15 protein-coding genes and 2 pseudogenes are annotated in these 16,281 nt (G+C 70.9%); 10 read left to right on the top strand and 7 right to left on the bottom strand.

Annotated elements, in window-relative coordinates; genetic code table 11:
- Positions 1-86: 86 nt before the first annotated feature.
- Both ABT078_RS41100 and ABT078_RS41095 read right to left on the bottom strand, forming a co-directional pair.
- Positions 87-1,055, bottom strand: a complete 969-nt coding sequence (locus ABT078_RS41100; protein ID WP_351237335.1) for a patatin-like phospholipase family protein — start codon at positions 1,053-1,055, stop codon at positions 87-89.
- Between the two features lie 386 nt (positions 1,056-1,441).
- Positions 1,442-2,101 (bottom strand): annotated as a pseudogene (locus ABT078_RS41095) (nitroreductase); the annotation flags it as partial.
- 143 nt (positions 2,102-2,244) lie between these two features.
- On the opposite strand from ABT078_RS41095, the pseudogene ABT078_RS41090 reads away from it, so the two are divergent.
- Positions 2,245-2,926, top strand: a pseudogene (locus ABT078_RS41090) (FMN-dependent NADH-azoreductase).
- A 363-nt stretch (positions 2,927-3,289) separates the two neighbouring features.
- Here ABT078_RS41090 and ABT078_RS41085 read toward each other — a convergent pair.
- Both ABT078_RS41085 and ABT078_RS41080 read right to left on the bottom strand, forming a co-directional pair.
- Complete coding sequence (locus tag ABT078_RS41085; RefSeq protein ID WP_351237332.1) at positions 3,290-3,775, bottom strand: MarR family winged helix-turn-helix transcriptional regulator; 486 nt, start codon at positions 3,773-3,775, stop codon at positions 3,290-3,292.
- Positions 3,776-4,239: 464 nt separating this feature from the next.
- On the bottom strand, positions 4,240-5,520 hold the full coding sequence (locus ABT078_RS41080) for an MFS transporter (RefSeq protein ID WP_351237330.1): 1,281 nt from the start codon (positions 5,518-5,520) through the stop codon (positions 4,240-4,242).
- 122 nt (positions 5,521-5,642) lie between these two features.
- On the opposite strand from ABT078_RS41080, the gene ABT078_RS41075 reads away from it, so the two are divergent.
- The 9 genes from ABT078_RS41075 to ABT078_RS41030 all read left to right on the top strand — a co-directional run bounded on the left by ABT078_RS41075 (position 5,643) and on the right by ABT078_RS41030 (position 13,990).
- Positions 5,643-6,233, top strand: coding sequence for a CGNR zinc finger domain-containing protein (locus ABT078_RS41075; RefSeq protein ID WP_351237328.1), 591 nt, complete (start codon positions 5,643-5,645; stop codon positions 6,231-6,233).
- Positions 6,234-7,494: 1,261 nt separating this feature from the next.
- Positions 7,495-8,196: a hypothetical protein gene (locus ABT078_RS41065; protein ID WP_351237326.1), complete on the top strand. Its 702-nt coding sequence runs from the start codon at positions 7,495-7,497 to the stop codon at positions 8,194-8,196.
- A 7-nt stretch (positions 8,197-8,203) separates the two neighbouring features.
- Positions 8,204-8,866, top strand: a complete 663-nt coding sequence (locus tag ABT078_RS41060; protein WP_351237324.1) for a MauE/DoxX family redox-associated membrane protein — start codon at positions 8,204-8,206, stop codon at positions 8,864-8,866.
- Positions 8,842-9,426 carry a thioredoxin domain-containing protein gene (locus ABT078_RS41055; RefSeq protein WP_351237322.1) on the top strand — a complete coding sequence of 195 codons (585 nt, stop codon included), beginning with the start codon at positions 8,842-8,844 and terminating at the stop codon, positions 9,424-9,426. Before ABT078_RS41060 ends, ABT078_RS41055 begins: the two co-directional genes overlap by 25 nt.
- Positions 9,423-10,340, top strand: coding sequence for a peptidoglycan-binding domain-containing protein (locus ABT078_RS41050; protein WP_351237320.1), 918 nt, complete (start codon positions 9,423-9,425; stop codon positions 10,338-10,340). The genes ABT078_RS41055 and ABT078_RS41050 overlap by 4 nt, the downstream gene beginning before the upstream one ends.
- Entirely contained in the window at positions 10,341-10,535 is a 195-nt protein-coding gene (locus ABT078_RS41045; RefSeq protein WP_351237318.1) for a hypothetical protein, read from the top strand. It abuts the gene before it with no gap.
- 72 nt (positions 10,536-10,607) lie between these two features.
- Positions 10,608-11,111: a hypothetical protein gene (locus ABT078_RS41040; protein WP_351237316.1), complete on the top strand. Its 504-nt coding sequence runs from the start codon at positions 10,608-10,610 to the stop codon at positions 11,109-11,111.
- A gap of 303 nt (positions 11,112-11,414) precedes the next feature.
- On the top strand, positions 11,415-12,029 hold the full coding sequence (locus tag ABT078_RS41035) for an IS607 family transposase (RefSeq protein WP_351237315.1): 615 nt from the start codon (positions 11,415-11,417) through the stop codon (positions 12,027-12,029).
- Positions 12,026-13,990, top strand: a complete 1,965-nt coding sequence (locus tag ABT078_RS41030) for a zinc ribbon domain-containing protein (protein ID WP_351237313.1) — start codon at positions 12,026-12,028, stop codon at positions 13,988-13,990. Before ABT078_RS41035 ends, ABT078_RS41030 begins: the two co-directional genes overlap by 4 nt.
- A 50-nt stretch (positions 13,991-14,040) precedes the next feature.
- On the opposite strand, the gene ABT078_RS41025 is transcribed toward ABT078_RS41030, so the two are convergent.
- From ABT078_RS41025 to ABT078_RS41015, 3 genes are all read right to left on the bottom strand, one after another.
- A complete protein-coding gene (locus tag ABT078_RS41025) occupies positions 14,041-14,979 on the bottom strand; it encodes a hypothetical protein (RefSeq protein WP_351237311.1) in 939 nt (312 codons plus the stop codon).
- A complete protein-coding gene (locus tag ABT078_RS41020) occupies positions 14,976-15,464 on the bottom strand; it encodes a hypothetical protein (protein WP_351237309.1) in 489 nt (162 codons plus the stop codon). The genes ABT078_RS41025 and ABT078_RS41020 overlap by 4 nt, the downstream gene beginning before the upstream one ends.
- 115 nt (positions 15,465-15,579) lie before the next feature.
- A partial coding sequence (locus ABT078_RS41015; RefSeq protein WP_351237307.1) for a nucleotide disphospho-sugar-binding domain-containing protein occupies positions 15,580-16,281 on the bottom strand: 702 nt, incomplete at its 5' end.

The raw sequence follows: 16,281 nt of genomic DNA, 5'->3' as shown, positions 1-16,281 counted from the left end.
GTGGCCGCGCCGGACAAGCTCGGCCACGACCGGCAGCGTCGGGTTGACGTGCCCGTGCATGGCGATGTTGAGGAACGCGAAGGTACTCACCGGCCAACCCCCGATGCGAAAGGAGTCGATGCCTCCACCGGACCGGCCGATGCCGTGGGAGGATCGTCGACCCGGTACAGGCCCGGCCCACTGATGCGCAGGCCGTCGAGAAAGCGCCCCGCCGTGCGGGACGCGGTGCTGATCAGCCGCTGGGAATGGCCGAAGTCCCACGGGGAGGGCCAGGCCTCGACGCCGGTCGGCACCACGACGGTCGGGATGTGCCGGGACACCTCGTGCAGATCACGCTCGATCTGATGGTGCATCAGCAGCAGCCCGGCCCTGGCGGCGATCGCTCTGGCCCGCCGGCGCGGGATGACCGGACTCAACGGCGAGCTCTCCGGCCCGGTCGACAGCACCACCACGCTGGCTGCCCCGGCCTGCTGAGCCGCCAGTACCGGGACATAGGCGATCACCCCGCCGTCGACGAGCGTCCTGCCCTCACGGTCCACCGGGGGCAGCATCCCTGGAATGGCCGTGCTGGCCAGCAGTGCGGACTCGAGGTCTCCGTGGTCGAGCAACGCCGGAGCGCCGGTGCCCAGGTCCATGGCCACCGCGGTGAACGGGACTGCCAGGTCCTCGATCCGGGACGGCAGCCCGGACCGGGCGATCAGCCGACGCAGGCCACGATCGGTGAAGAGGCTGGCCCGTGAGGACGGGTAACCGAGCGGATACACCTCACGGCGACGCAATCGGGTCCACACGTCGTCCAGCCACGGCGCGGCCCCGCCGGGGTTGGCGGCCGCCATGGCTCCGTTGAGGGCGCCCACCGAGGTTCCGATGATCATGTCCGGGACGAATCCGCGCTGTTCCAGCGCGTACCCGACACCGACATGCGCCGCTCCGAGCACGCCACCGGCGCCCACCACCACGGCCACGGGACGGGGAAGGGCGTGCAAGCCCGCCGACATGAGGTCCACGGGCGTCCGGCTCGACGGCAGGGGACGCGTCCGCTTGTCGCCCGTCATGGTTGGACACCTCTCGGGGACGGTCCCACGCGTCGGGTCGCCCTCACTGGCGCCCGAGCGTGCCCATGAGACCGGCTTCCGGCTACAAGCAATCCTCATGATCCACCTCTCTCACCACGGCACCGAACCGGTCCGGCTTCGCAACCGGCACCGGACGGCCGCCCGATCTGTGACACCACCGGCCGGGCGAGTCTGGTCAGGCCGCTACCGAGACTTGTGACAGCGCGCCGCATCCGTCGACCGCGAGGTGCACGGCTCCCGGCGCGATCCGTGGTTCCGGTCCCTGGACCGTGAAGCTTCGAGGTCGAGCAGGTCGCTGCCGTCCCGTTCGGGGAGCATGCTCGGCGGGCGGTGTCATGGCCGGGGCCGCGTGCGGTGTCCACCGTGTCGACGAAGGTGACCGTCTCGTCGAGCGGCGCCCGGCCCGTTCGGGCGTAACCCACCGTGACGTCCTCGAAGCCGATCGACATGCCGCAGAAGAGGAGGAGCTCGTCCGGCGGCGACAGCGCCTCCGCGACGGTCGTGCGGTACTTGGCCCATGCCATCTGGGGGCAACTGTGCAGCCCCTCGGCGCGGAGCAGCAGCATGACGGTCTGCAGGTACATGCCGACGTCGGACCATTGGGCCGGGCCCAGGTCGCGGTCGATGTAGCAGAACAGGGCGGCGGGTGCGCCGAAACAGTCCCAGTTCGCGGAGGCGGCCCTCTGGCGCGCCTCCAGGTCCCCGCGGGCAATCCCGAGTGCGCCGTAACGCTGCTCGCCGAAGGCGGATCGGCGTTCGCGGTACGGGGATTTCAGTGCGGGCGGGTACTGCTCGTACTCCGGCTCGTCCCAGGGGTCGCATGAGGCCAGGCGCTCGCCGGTGCGCTTCTTGAGCTCGGCCAGCGGCGCGCCGGTCAGCACGTAGACGTGCCACGGCTGGAGGTTCGATGCGGACGGCGACCAGGCCGCGGCGGACAGCACGCGCTCCAGCACCTCCCTCGGGACATGCCGGTCGGTGAATCCGCGCACCGCCCGTCGGCTCGTGACCGCCTCATAGACGTCCAACATCGTCCACCTCCCATCTGTTTACGCTTACCTTAGTAACACCCACGACGGTATCAATCAATACCATCTCGGGTGTAACTATCATCTGAAACGAATCCCAGCCCTTGTTCCCCGCCTCGGGCACCGCTCCTTGGAGGAAGTCCATGGCCACGCTGCTGCCCATCGACTCGTCCCTGTTCCCCGGTTCGCCAGCGAGGCGTCCTCGTCCCGTTCGGTCGCGGCCGCTTTCCGCAAGGCCTGGGAGGAGCAGCACCCGGAGGGCACGGTGATCTACCGCGACGTCGCCGCCAACCCTGTGGCGCACATCACCGCCGACGCACACACCGCCGCTTTCACCGCCCCCTCCGAGCGCACCCCGGAGCAGTCCGCCGCGTTCGCCACGCGCGCGAAGCTCATCGCGGAGCTGGAGCAGGCGGACGACGTCCTGATCGGCGCCCCCATGGACAACTTCGGGATCCCGTCGACCCGCAAGGCGTGGAGGACGACGTGATCCTGCCCGGCCGCACCACGGGCGAGACCCCCTCCGCCCAGGGCACCCCGGTCACCGTCGTCGCCGGCCGCGGCGGCTCCTACGCGCCGGGCACCCCGCGCGAAGGCCACGAGTTCGCACAGAACTACCTGGAGGCCGTCCTCGAGGGCACCCTCGGACTGGACCTCGACTTCATCGTCCCGGAACTCACCATGGCCCCCCGCGACCCTGCCATGTCCGAACTGGTCCCCCTCTACGAGGCATCCCGCGAGCGAGCCTTCGAGGACGCGCCCATCAAGGGCACGGGACTCGCGAGCGTCTCACCGCGTAGGCCCCGGGTCATGGAAGCCGTGTGACGCCTCGGCCCGGGACGTCACACGGCGCTCTCGTCGCCTGCCCTCTATCCGACGGGAACGGTGGCGCTCACTCCCTGGGGCCGGTGGCCCGCCTCTGGGGGCGGCCGGAGCGTTCGGCCCTCAAGCAGGCCGCGCATCGAGACGCCGGCGATGCGTGCGAGGGCGAAGAGCGCGCCGCCGGCCAAGGGTGCGGCGCGGTAGCCGTCCGGACAGTTCGGGCCCCGTGGGCGATGAAGCCCTGACCTCCGCCCGCAGCCTGCGCCGAGGCGTACCGACGACCGCAGCTCTCAAGGCACGGTTCGCCGCGGACGTCGCACGAGAAACGAAGCGCGCCCACGCGGCAGGCGACCGTCGCGCGCGTGCTTACGCCTCACCGCCTGCGGGATAGGCGAACCGGGTCAGCAGACCCATCAGTCGCTCGGCCTCGCCGGGCCCCAGGTCGGCCATCAGACGCTCGGACAGCGGCTTCGCCGCCTCATGGGCTGCATCGAAAAGCTCGATACCCTGAGGCGTGATCTCCACTGCCCGCACCCGCCGGTCACCCGGAACGGCCTTGCGTACGGCCAGCCCTCTACGCTCCAGGTCGTCCACGACCCGCATGATTCCCGCCTTGTCCGCCCCCGTCGCCGCCGCCAGGTCCCGCTGCACCGTGGGCCCGCGGTCGACCAGCACGACCAGCACGGAAAAATGCCGCAACTCGATGCCGAGCGGCCGAAGCGCCTCCGTCATCACCGCGGCCACGCGCCAGTGCGCCCTGCGCAGCAGCAAGCCGAGAGCGAAAGGCGAGGTGTCCCCGGCCCGGTCGGTCGCACGCGAGGCGGTGGTCTGGGGAGGAACGTCGGCAGTCATGAGGGCATGGTACAGCTATCCGCTCATTCGATACGGTATTATTTGAAACTAATTCCGGTTGGGGCCCGCCGGTGACCTGTTGCCTCACGCCTGAAGGACCTGGGCCTGGTCAAGACCGCGGGACGCGACGGCAGGTGGAGGAGTACCTCCAGGTCGCCAAGGACGAGTTGCAGCGTGGCACCACTGCCGGGTGAGGCTCCACCGGTCCTGATTCCGGCACATCACCCTTGCCATGGCGGCCCCGGCCCATCTGACCGCCGTCCGCGCCAAGAAGCCGAGACCACCGGCCTACCCGCCAGACCCCGAGTCCGCCTCACGGCCTCCTGCTCTTCGCGATCGTGCGAGCCGTACGCGGCAAGTGCCGCTCATCCCCTGGGCGTTTCGGATCTTCCCGGGGCCTGCCTGGCCCGCCCATCCGCCCGGACCACCGCCCGGAGAACGCGCCGAGAGCCCCGAGGCGGGCCCTATCGGGACCGCAGGGCGGACTGGGTGACATTCCTGAGGAACGGCACCAGCGTTGCCGCGGTAGCCACCGCGAACACCCCGAAGGCGAGCCGCATACCGCCCAGTTCGGCCAGCAGGCCCACCAGGGCCGCGCCCAGCGGCATGGCGCCGAAGCTGAAGAGCCGGGCCGCCGCGCCGTAGCGGCCGAGCATCTCGTCGGGGACCACGCGTTGGGTAATGGTGCGAGCGTTGACCGTCCACAGCGTGCCGCCCATACCGCCGAGGAAAGCGCCGGCCGCCACTGCCCAGATGCTGGTGGTCAGTGCAGGCAGTGCCACCATCGTGGCAGTGCCGATCAGGTCGGCGAACATCGCCCAGCGCGCCCCCAGCAGCCGGTTCACCCAGGTCACGGTCACCGCGCCGGCCAGCCCACCGACGCCGAGGGCGCTGAGCACGATGCCGTACTGCTGCGGCCCGAGCTCCATGACCTGCTTGGCGTAGAGCGGCATGAGCGCCAGCCAGGCGCCCCAGACGGCAGCGAGCACGGCGACGATCAGCGACAGCGTACGCAGCACCCGGTCCCGCCACAGGAAGCGCATCCCCTCGGCGATCCGGCTGTTGACCGAGACGGGGGCTGCGTCCGGGGCGGGCGTGGCGGCCCGGAAGCGGCCCACCAGCAGGAGCAGGGAGAGGGTGGCGAGGGCGTACGAGGCGCTTGTCACTCCCAGCGCGAGGCCCGTCCCGGCGGCCAGCAGCAACCCGCCGACGAAAGGCCCGGCGAACTCCTGCCCCACGGTCTCGGCCCCCACCATCCAGGCGTTGGCGCGCTCCCGCCTCGCCGCAGGCACCGCGGCCGGGACCAGAGCGGAGGCGGAGGTCGAGGCCAGTACGTCGGCAACGCCGAGAATCGCCCCGGCAGTGAAGAGCCTGCCGACCGTGACGCCACCCGTCATGGCGGAGGCGGTGAGCCAGCCCATCGCCGCCAGCCGCATCCCGTTCGCACCCCAGAGCAGCCGCCGCCGGTCGAAGCGGTCGACGAGCACGCCGATGTGCAGGGCGATGAGCAGCCAGGGCAGCGTGAGAGTCAGCGACACGGCGGTGACCTGGGCTGGAGACCCGGTGAGCTGGGCGGCGAGCAGCGGGAGGGCCATCTTCACCACGCCGTCGGCGAGGTTGGTCACGGCGGTGAAGCCGACCAGGACCGCGGTGTTGTGGCGGCGAGGGTCTGGAGGGCAACCCCACAGTGTCAAAGAGCCGGGGCCTTTGTCGGTCTTCGTCCACTCGGGCACCGCCGTGACCATGATCCTCCCCTAACCTTCTAATGCTTTAGCTGGTGAGATCACCCTGACGCATGCCCCGCCCTCCCGCAACCGGTAAAACGCTTAGACGGTAGAATGGCGGGAACCGCAGGAGGTGACCCGCAATGCTGGAGCCACCGGCCTCAGCCGTCCTGGTGGAGGCCTTCGCCAACACGGTCGACGTGGACGAGGGGAGCGACGAGATCGCCACCCCGGCCGGGCTGACCGGCTGGCTGAAGGGCCACGGCCTGCTCGACACGCCCGGCAAGATCCCCGCCGAGGTCCATGAGAGCTATCTGACCCTGCGCGCAGGCATCCGCGAGGAGCTGGGAACCCACGTCGGCGACACCCCCGACCCCGAACTGCTCGCCGCGGCGGACAGGGTCCTGGCCGAGCACCCGGTGCTGATCACGGCACGCGGCGCCCTGACCCCTACGGCGGGGCTGCCCGCGGAGCGCGGTCCGCTGGTACTGCTGGCGATCGCGTGGAGTGAGCTGGTCACGACCGGGGATGCCGCCCGGCTCAAGCGCTGCGCGGAGCACACCTGCGGGTGGGCGTTCTGGGACGTGTCGAAGAACCGAAGCCGCCGCTGGTGCTCAATGAAGGTGTGCGGGAACCGCAACAAGTCCCGGTCCTATGCGTCCCGGCAACGGCAGGCGACCTCGAGCAACCTGGAAGTATTGATCACGAGCGTTGTTGACACTCACGGGTCTTGATCATGGCGAAGACCTCCGGTGTGGTGGAGCTGTCCAAAACTGCACCACACGGGGGTCTTCGTGTCCCACCGTCATGCCCGGCTGACCGTCTTCGGCGACGCAGGGCACCGTCCCCGGCACGGCCCCAGGGCGGTGCCGGCCAGCGTCCGGAGGGACACGCACTTCTCCACATCGACCGAGGAGAACCATCGCTCACGCCCCACCCAGGAGAACGGGATCTTGCCGTCGACAGCCCACTGGCGATGCGTCATCGGGTGAACACCCAGACGCTTCGCGGCCTTGGGCATACGCAGCAACCCCACGCACCCAACGATACATGCACAACACTACCCAAAACTAATGAAGTTGATGAGCCTTCAGAGCGAGGCCGATCACCCCCGAAGACCAACTGATCAAAGAGACACGCTCCAGCCGGCGGTCGGCCCGGAGCTGTGGAGTACTGCACGTTGTGTGCGTTCGCCTGTACAGATTCGGCCGACTGCAGCTGCCGCGCGCCTTCACCGACGCGCTACGGATGAAGGACCGGGTACGGCTGGGCCTGGAGGAGGACCACATAAGCGTATGGCCGCAACAGGCCCCGAGGAAGCCGCAGGGCGGACGGGAGTAACGCACCCGGTGACAGAGACCCAAGGGGCTGCTGGGCGGCGACCGCCCGACGATCGCGGTGGAGAACGTGCACCACACCCGCGGCAGCGGCGCGCCGCCGTACACGCCCCCTGCGCGGACTGTCGAGCAGCAAAAGCCGCTCGACAGCCCGGATCGCCGCACGGATGGTGAAGGCGGGTCCTCCGGGCACCATCTCACCGGGTTCGTGAACCTCCCAGCTGGTGAGCACCGGCTCCGGATCGCCGCGCCGCTCCCCCTCGCCCAGCGGCCTTGGGCCAGGCCCGTCGCCCATCCCCCACTTCGACAACCCGGACGTGCCGCCGCCAGGTATCGCGCGTCCGTCAACGGCCCCGCGGCAGCTGATCGTCGGTCGCCGGGGCGCGCCTGAGATACCGCGTCCGGCCTCATGAGCCCCGCGGAAAGCGCCAGGAGCGTGCAGACAAAGATGGTGAACAAGCACCAGGAATGCGGCGAAACGCTGGTTGCGGTCTTCACCAGCGCACTGCTCCGCAAGATCGTCACGCCGCGCCCGGCACCTCGGTGACAGGCAGTCCTGCCGTCAGGCGAACCTGACAGGTTGACAGGTCCATGGCCATTGTCTAGCTTCCTCTGCGGCCGCGGTGCCGCACAGCCCCGCGCCCCCGGGAGGATGCACATGGTCGCATCGTTCGTCACTCATCGCGCCCTCGACGGCGGAACGTACCGCCTGGAGGGCGACCTCGATCTGCGTGCGCCGTGCACCTCGGCCGTCGAGGTCGTGGCCGGTGGGCGGCTGGTCGAATTCACCGCCGGGCCGGCCGCGTTGGGCGACGATGTGGCCGCTTCCCTGGGCATCGGTGCACCCGAGTCCGAGCTCACCTTCCAGAACGGCACGCTGCGTATCTACGAGTCGATCGAGCGCGAGCCGCGCTCAGGGCTCGTGGAGCGGCCGTTGCTCGTCGTGTGGCGCGGCGAGCACCACGCACTCGTGACCCGGCTGTACGGCCTGAGCGTGGCCGAAGTGCTCGGGCTGCTGCGGTCGGTGGGCATCGCCGAGGGCGAGTACGGGCTCAGTCTCCGGCCCGATCCGTCGGCCGGAAGCGCCTTCGCGCGGCCCGCGACGGTGATCAAGGAGGTGCCCGGACTCGGGCTGCTGGAGCTGTCCCGGCGGACGAAGGAGCACACCGCCCAGCTCCCGCCCTGGAAGGGCGTGGCGGTCGCGTCCGGTGAGCTGTTCCGCGACACGCTCTCCGACGGCAGTCCCTTCTTCGTGCTCTCCTCCACGGAGATCTGGGCCACGCTGGTGCCGCTGGCGTCGACTTCCGTCGAGCGGGTCCCCGAGCTCGTCGGGCGGCTCGCTCTGCGGCGCACCGGGTGATCCGGCGGTGATCGGCTTCTACAGCGGGCTGACCGCCTCGATCGTCACGCTGAGCCTGCTCGTGGGCGCGGTCTCCCACGCCACCCGTCCCGCCGCCCTGGGCGAGGCGCTGCGGGCGCACGGTGTGCTGGGACCGCGGTTCCGCCGGTTCGCCGCCGCCGTCGTGCCCTGCGCCGAGGGCGCCCTGGGGGCGGCGGGCGCGGCCGCGCTGCTGACGGTCCACCAGCGGGGGCTGCAGGCCGTACTCGCCGCGGCGACCGTCCTTTTCGGGCTCTACGCCGGCTACACGCGGCACGTCCTCGCCCTCGGACGCGGGGGTCCGTGCGGCTGTTCGCGCCGGGATGTGCCCCTCAGCCGCTGGGTGACCCGGCGGGCCGCGGCCCTGGCCGGGCTCGCGGCGGCCGGCGCGGTCCTCGCCGGGGCCGGTCCCGTACGGGTCTCCGCGGTGGAGCTGGTCACGCTGTCGCTCGCCGCCTTTGCCTGCAGCGCGCTGCTGTGGTCCCTGCCCGCCGCCATGCACGAGCCGGCCGCCGCACGCGCCGTTCACCTGCCGGCCGCAACCGCCGTTCACCAGCCGACCGCGACCCCTGCTCACCGGCCGACCGAGGCCACCCCGCACCGGACTGCCGAAGGAGTGTCGACGCGATGGACTTCACCACCAGCGCCTTGATCGCCTCGTGGGCGGCGATCGCGCTGCTCGCGCTGGTCGTCTCGGGACTGGTCAGGCAGGTGCACCAGTTGTCGCGCGCCCAGCCGTACCGCCCCGGGCGCGTGGGCATCGCACCCGGCGCAGCGGCACCCGGGCTCGACACGGCCAGGCTGGACGACACGGCCGGGCTCGAAGCGCCCGCGCTCGAAGACCTCCTGACGCCGGGCCGCCCCGCGCTGCTGCTGTTCCTCGACGCCGACTGCAGCACCTGCGTCCAGGTGCTCGCCGAGGCCGGAGCCTGGACGATCCGCCAGGGCCAGGGCCACGATGGTGGCGAGGCCGTCGCCCCCCAGCTGCTCGGGTTCTGCGCGGGCCCCGCGCCGCAGGGCGGCGAAGGCGCCGTTCCGGTGCGGGGTGGTCGCCCGGAGCTGTTCACGGCGTACGACATCCCCGCCACCCCCTATGCGGTGGTCATCGACGCGGACGGCCGGATCGCCCGTTCGGAGGCGCTCGGCTCGCCCACCGCACTGCTGCGGTTGCTCGACGACATCCACCCCGCAACGCCGAGGAGCCTGCGATGACGTCACTGGAGGACGTGCCCACGCTGCGCCGCACGGGGAGCGTCGGCCGCCGCTCCCGGACCGGGCGAGGGGCCCCGCCGTCCTTCGCACCGCGCAGGCGCACCGTGCTGCAGGCGGCGACCGCCGCAGGTTTCGCCGTGCTGGGGGTGCTCCCCGCCGCCAAGCAGGCGTACGCCGACGGCTACGACATCTGGACCGGTGCGTGCCCGAGTTACGCCGAGGACCACAACTGCTCCCCGGGCTGCGGGCCCAGCACCGTCTACGCCGACGCGTGCGTCACGTCAGGGACGAACACCGGCTTCCACAAGTCGGACGGAGTCACGTGGACGCTGCGGCCGAACCAGTGCTACGCGGGCACCTACGACGGCTGGCTGTGGCGCTACAGTGCGGCCTGCGGCAGCTGCGGCTGCGGTATCGAGCGGCGCTGCCACGACGGGTACCGCAACACCGGCTCCGGCTGGGTGAAGTCCATCTGCCGCTGGACCACCGACTGCGACTGCCCCGGCTCCATCACCTGGCCGACGATCGGCCGCGGCGCCACCGGGCCCGACGTCCACACCGTCCAGCACCTGCTCACCCACCACGGTCACCCGACGGGTGCCGACGGCATCTTCGGGCCGGACACCGAGGCGAAGGTCGAGGAGTTCCAGTCGGCGAACGGACTCAGCCCCACGGGCAGCGTCGGCCCGGCCACCTGGCCGGTCCTGGTCGTCACCGTGCGCCAAGGAGACGTGAACGATGCCGTCCGCGGCGCCCAGCGGCAGCTCAACAAGCACGGCCACGCGCTCACGGTCGACGGCAACTTCGGTTCGCTCACACGGCAGGCCGTCGTCTCGTTCCAGTCCCTGCACGGCCTCACCGCCGACGGCGTCGTCGGCCAGAACACCTGGCGCACGCTGACCGGGACGGTCTAGATGGGCCCCGGGGAGTCCGGCCGCCCCGCGGCCCGGCCGGGCCGTGCCCGTGACGTACGCATGCTGCTCACCGATCCCGCCCTGCCTGTGGCGGCCCTGGGGATGGCGGCGATCGCCACCGCCCTCTACTCCCCCATGCTGACCTGGGCCATCACCGGTGGCTTGGCCGGCTACTCGCTCTCCGGCTCCGTTTGAACGCGCAACAGCGCATTCGCGCTGGCCTCGCCAGGTTGGCGGGCAACGTACAGACAGGCACTGGTACTCGGTGTGTTCACCGTCGGCCTGCTGGCCGGCGGAGTGCTGACGGCCGGGGTGCTGTGGCTCTTCTCCGGTCTCTTCACACCGCTCCCGGCCGGCGGGCGGCAAGGGCTGATCGCGGCCGCCGCACTGCTCGCCGCGCTGCGTGACGCAGGCAGACTGAAGCTGCGGCTGCCGCAGAACGCCCGGCAGATACCGCAGGACGTGCTGCGCCGCCATCTGGCGCGCGGCGCCCTGCAGTTCGGCTTCGAGCTCGGTACGGGCGTGCGGACCTACGTCTCGGCGAGCGCGCCGTACGCGATGGCGGTGGCGGTGCTGCTGTCCGGGGGCTCCTACGTGCCCGCCCTGGCCGCCGGACTCGGCTTCGGCGCCGGCCGGGCCCTCACCCCGGCCCTGCGCAGGCTCTCCGGAGACGGGGACCGATGGGACGACCTGCTTGCGCGGCGGCTGAGCGGTATGACCGTCGCGTGCTCCGTGCTGGTCGCCGCCGTCGCCTGGACAGTGCTCCGCTAGGGGCCTGTCGTTCGGATCAGTCGATCGGACAGGGCCGACGGTGGCATCAGCGGCCACCGCCGCGGGCTACGCGGAGGTGGGTACCTCCACCACGCCCGCACGGCTACGGGGAGTCGATGGCTGACGGACCGGGGCGCTCCTCCCGGGCGCGCAGGGCCCAGGAGGAGCAGCGAGGTACGGTGCCGGGCCGGGAGCCCGGCATGATCCGGACGACAGGCCCTGGTACCGCACCGGTCAACGTCACGACGGGTTGGCAGGCTCACAGATTTGATTAAGAATCCTCAGTGATCATAGGGTGACTGCGTGGAACTTCTTCGGCTCTCAAAGGCTGCTAAGCGTCTGGGTGTTCATCCCGTGACGCTTCGGCTTTGGGCTGACTCGGGGAAGATTCCGGTGACTTGGGTCGGGCGTGAGCGCCGGTTCTCCTCGATTGATGTGGAGGCGATGAAGGTCTCCACGGGTGGTGAGCGTGTCCGCCTGGAGGGCCTGTACGTGCGCGTGTCCGGCTCTTCCGGGCAGGAATCCTCCCTGGAGACCCAGGAGAAGGAGCTACGCGCCACGTCCACCGGTGAGATCGTCAAGGTCTTCCGTGACCGGGCCTCGGGGCTGCGGGAAGACCGTCCCGGCCTTGACCGGCTGCTGCGGGCTGTCGCCGACGGCTCGGTGACGGTGGTGCGTGTCACGCACGAGGACCGGCTCGCACGGTTCGGGGTCGGCTGGCTCAAGCACCTGCTCGCCGTTCATGGCGCCACCTTGGAAGTGCTGCGCCCGAAGAAGCTCGGCGGGCGGGATGAACTCCTCGACGACTTCGCTTCGCTGGTCACCACGTTCGCCGGACGGCTGTATGGGATGCGGTCGGCGGAGAACCGACGCCGACTGCTGGCCGAGTCCGGACAGTGCCAGGGCGGTGACCGGTGAGCCGGAAGCTGCCGCTCGCCGACGGCGAGACCTCCCGCACCGCGTGCGCCAAAGCTGTGTTGCGCACCGGGGTGGACGAGAAGACCGGAGAACTGCTTCCCGCGGGCGTGCTGGCCCAGCGTGTGGGCTGGTGTGCGGACCTGGTGTCCGGCATGGCCGGCGCGCTGACCTCGAAGCGCTGGAACACCCACGACGTCGACGTGCTGGCATCCGGCGAAGACCCCGGTGGGCGGAAGTTGCCGTCGAACGCGTGGATGGCGCTGCGCCGCCTCGGCTGGACCGTGACCGTTGCGGATGGAGTCCAGGTCAACGATCGCATCGTGCGGATGGCGCAGGAGCATGCCGGGCGTGTGTTGCGGTCGGCGAAGTGGCGTGCCGACCTGACAGCTGGTGTCCTGGCGACGTGGCCGGGTGATCCGGTCAAGCGCAATGCGCAGGAGTGGGATGCGGTGCGTGAGGCGGTCCCGGGCGGGCAGTTCCTACCGTCCAGCGTGATCAAGTCCCGCACTCGCCAGGTGGTCGCATTCGCCCGGAAACACGGACAGGCCCCGGCCGATGTGTTCGAACTCGAGCCCGTGCCCCGCATAGCGCGAATGCTGCTGCTGTCGGCCTGCGACGGCCAGCAGGCCACCATCGAACGCGGCGGCGAACCCGGCCGCGCTCTGCTGCGATTGCAGCTCCCCACCCGGCCCGACCCGGCCTCCTACAAGGACTGGACATGGGTCGCTTGCCCGATCTCGCTTCCGCCGACGATCCCGGCCGGTGCGGTGCTGCACCTGCCCAGCCTGCGACCCCACGCCGGCCGTGTCCGAGCTGATCTCGCCTACACCCACGCCGTCCCGACGGCACAGCGGACCGGGCACACAGTCGCACTCGGGGTGGACTGGGGCCTGAATACCCTCCTCAGTGCGGGAGCCGTACGACTCCACCAGCACGGGCAGATCACCGCCCTCGGTGCCGGTGCTCAATTCCGTGCCGCCGGCGTCCTCGCCAAACAGCACCGTTTACGCCGCCAGTCCGAGCGTCTGCACGCCAAGGCCGACCACATCGACCGGCTCATCGGTAGGGACGGACGACACCCGCTGACCGCCAGGCACGCGGTCCTGGCCGACGAGATCCGGCACGTGTCCGACCGCCGGTCGAACCTCAACGACGCTTTGGCGCGGGCTGCTGCCCGGTGGGCGGTGGACCAGGCGATTGCCGCCGGGGCGAGGGTGATCTACGTTGAGGACCTGCGGTCGATGGAAGCCAAGGGCATGGGCCGCACCCACAACACCCGCATGTCTCAGCAGGTACGCGGGCAGATAGCCGACCGAATGCGGCACCTCGCGGCCGAGGCGGGTATCGCCGTGGTCACAGTCCCGGCCCGGAACACCTCCAAACTGTGCCCGCAGTGCCTTACCCCGCTGCGGCACCGCAAAGCCCCCGACCGGCCCACCACACCGGGCTGGAAGTGGGCCATCTGCCCCGACCGCGACTGCGGCTGGCAGGGCGACCGGGACCACGGGGCATGGCGGCGTATCGCCGCACGCGGCCTCACCCACCAGACCAGGACAGTGGTCGACAAGACCAGCGGCACCATGATGATCCGGTCGGTCGTCGACCAGCTCGAAGGCGAAGCCGTGGTCACCCCGACCACCGAGACCAGCCGGGACCGGTCGAAGACCGGACCCACCCGGCATCGCGCATCACGCCCCGCGCCCAGGCGACGCAGGGCACCCTCCCCCACCGGCCCTTCGGGCTCGGCGGGCAAGCGTCCGGAGGGACACGTACCAACGGACCGGACCCGGCTGCCCCGCGCAGCCCACCGACACCAGGACGTGAACACGACCAGCACACCCACCACCAGCCGACACCGGCCACGAGGAGCAGCACTGGGCGCGGGATTCCATCTCCACGCCCATGCTTCCCCACCACGATGGGAAACGATCCCGGACTCAATCCGATTCACGATCGCTTAGCTGATCAGAGACGCTCTGGTGACCTGTACTGCATGCTCCGGTCGAGGACCTCATGGCACCCGGTCGTCGATCGGCGCGGTCGCGCTGCGGCGGGCCCGGATGAGCTCGATCACGGTGTCGGCCGTGCGTTCGAGGTAGCTGCGACCGTCGGGCAGCCTCGCCTCCGCGCTGATGTAGCTGCGCGGCCCGACGTGGGTGGCCGGGTCGAGCCGATGCACGGTGATCTTCCCGGCGCGGCGGGCCCGGTTCCATCCGCTGCCCCGGAACAGCGGCCAGCGCTGCGGGAAGATCCAGGTGCCGATCCGCTCGATCCGGTCGTATGCACTGGTGAGCTGGTGGAGGTGCTCGGCATGGGTGAGGTCGTTGGCGCCGTTGAGGAAGCCGCCGAGCGTGATCAGTACGAGCGGGGAGCGTAGCTGGGTGTGCAGTTCGTCGACCGCGCCGGTGGCGACCTGGGCGCCGCCGCTGTAGCTGAGCAGCACCACGGGGATACCGCTGTCGGGCAGGTACCCGGCGAGCCGGAGCTGAGTGGCGATCTGGCAGCCGACGGCCCGGTTGTAGAGCGGGCGGTAGCGGTGGTCGGCGGCGACGAAGATCTGCATGACATTGTGCAGGAACAGCAGCAGTTGGATGCGGCGGCGCAGCCACGCCCACACCGGCCGGTCGGCGAGCGGGTCGGCAAGGGGCGAGTAGGGCTGCACCTGGCCCAGCACCCGCAGCTCCGGCGCTCCGGCGAGCAGGGCCTTGACCAGCTGGCCGCCGTCCCGGGTGTCGCGGACACGGCGTTTGCCGATGCCGTCGAGGTAGACAAGGTAGGCGTCGGGGGGACTGTCCGGGTCTGCGCCCCGGGCATAGGGCACGCCCGCCGGAAGCTCGGTGGCGGGGGCCCGCCAGCCGGCGCCGTAGGCCATCACCTCGTAGCGGGCCAGCAGGGCTTCGGCGAGCAGAGCCGGCCCGATCGCGAAGACCCAGAGCAGGAAATGGTTCATACGATCACCTTCCTCGGCTCGGCCGCGCTGATCCTCACGACCAGACGCCGCACGGCCTCCACCGCGACACCGAGGCCGACCCCGGCGACGGCCACGCAGCCCGCGGCGCTCCACCAGCCCAGCCCGGTCGCCGTGGCGAGCGGGCCGGCCAGACCGGCCCCGACCCCGACGAAGAGCAGCAGGTGGAGGAAGGGCCCAAGCAACGGAAAGGCGAGTACGGCAGCGAGCACCAGCGGGGCGAGAAGGCCCGGTGTCCACACCAGCCCGGTGCCTGCCGGTGGCGAGGACAGCACCAGCTCGGCCAGGGTCCACGCGCTCAGCGGCCACAGCGCGAAAACAGCGGTCTCGACGAGGCCGGCGGGCAGCAGCAGCCCGATCGTGAACGTCCGCGACATGCCAGGCCGGCGCGATACCAGAGGCAGGATGCGCCCCGCGGCCTCCGACACCCCGGCGAACAACAGCAGGACAACAACGGCAAATGACATCACTCAGCCTCCCTGTGACGTTTCGCCGAGAGCCGGCCGACCGACCGAGCCGGCCGCTTGCAGATACCGCCCACCGACAGGGGAACCCCGGCGTACATGGCCTCATTCACGCCGTTCATCCCACCAAGGGTGACGACCAGGGCCACGAGGGCCGGCGCCTCCCGTTGCGGCACGAAACGTCGGGCGAGGACAGCAGATACTGCTCGAGTTCGTCGGCGGCGCGCCGGTGTCCACCCGCCTCGTGCTGCGCGGCCTGCAGAGTGGTCGCGGCTGCCCGGAACCGGGGGTCGCCGAGCAGGCGCCCGGCAAGGGCGCGCACGGGGCCCTCGGTGACGTCCTGCGTACGGATGGACAGGCCGGCGCCGAGCTCCACGACACGACGCGCCACCAACGGCTGGTCGGCGCCTTGTGGCACCACCAGCATCGGAACCCCGGCGTTGAGGGCCTCATTGGCGCTGTTCATCCCGCCGTGGGTGACGAACAGCGCCGCGCGGGCCAGCACCTCCGGTTGCGGGACCGAACGGCAGGCGAGCACATTGTCCGGCAACGGACCCAGCGCGGCGGGATCGGTCCGCCCGGTGGAGACGACCACAGTGCCGCCCAGCGGGGCGAGCGCGGTGGCGAAGCTGCGCAGCACGTGCGGGGCCGCGTTGAACACCGTGCCCAACGAGGCATACAGCACCCGGCCCTGCAGCCGGTCGACCGGGAACGACGGGTCGACCGGGCGGGCGCCGACACTCGGACCGACGAACCGGTAGGACGGGTCGACACCCTCGACGGCAGGCTGGAACGCCCGCGAGGTGTAGACCAGATTGAG

It is taken from the genome of Streptomyces sp. NPDC002133 (assembly GCF_040296405.1).
Lineage (GTDB): Bacteria > Actinomycetota > Actinomycetes > Streptomycetales > Streptomycetaceae > Streptomyces.
The sequence above is the reverse complement of the archived record's forward strand: the minus strand, read 5'-3'. Positions and strand labels throughout refer to the sequence as shown.

What these genes read in the sequence shown, in the direction of transcription:
- ABT078_RS41025 (WP_351237311.1), bottom strand. Translation starts at nt 14,979, where the DNA reads ATGAACCATTTCCTGCTCTGGGTCTTCGCGATCGGGCCGGCTCTGCTC.
- ABT078_RS41055 (WP_351237322.1), top strand. Translation starts at nt 8,842, where the DNA reads ATGGACTTCACCACCAGCGCCTTGATCGCCTCGTGGGCGGCGATCGCG.
- ABT078_RS41045 (WP_351237318.1), top strand. Translation starts at nt 10,341, where the DNA reads ATGGGCCCCGGGGAGTCCGGCCGCCCCGCGGCCCGGCCGGGCCGTGCC.
- ABT078_RS41050 (WP_351237320.1), top strand. Translation starts at nt 9,423, where the DNA reads ATGACGTCACTGGAGGACGTGCCCACGCTGCGCCGCACGGGGAGCGTC.
- ABT078_RS41080 (WP_351237330.1), bottom strand. Translation starts at nt 5,520, where the DNA reads ATGGTCACGGCGGTGCCCGAGTGGACGAAGACCGACAAAGGCCCCGGC.
- ABT078_RS41085 (WP_351237332.1), bottom strand. Translation starts at nt 3,775, where the DNA reads ATGACTGCCGACGTTCCTCCCCAGACCACCGCCTCGCGTGCGACCGAC.
- ABT078_RS41065 (WP_351237326.1), top strand. Translation starts at nt 7,495, where the DNA reads ATGGTCGCATCGTTCGTCACTCATCGCGCCCTCGACGGCGGAACGTAC.
- ABT078_RS41020 (WP_351237309.1), bottom strand. Translation starts at nt 15,464, where the DNA reads ATGTCATTTGCCGTTGTTGTCCTGCTGTTGTTCGCCGGGGTGTCGGAG.
- ABT078_RS41075 (WP_351237328.1), top strand. Translation starts at nt 5,643, where the DNA reads ATGCTGGAGCCACCGGCCTCAGCCGTCCTGGTGGAGGCCTTCGCCAAC.
- ABT078_RS41100 (WP_351237335.1), bottom strand. Translation starts at nt 1,055, where the DNA reads ATGACGGGCGACAAGCGGACGCGTCCCCTGCCGTCGAGCCGGACGCCC.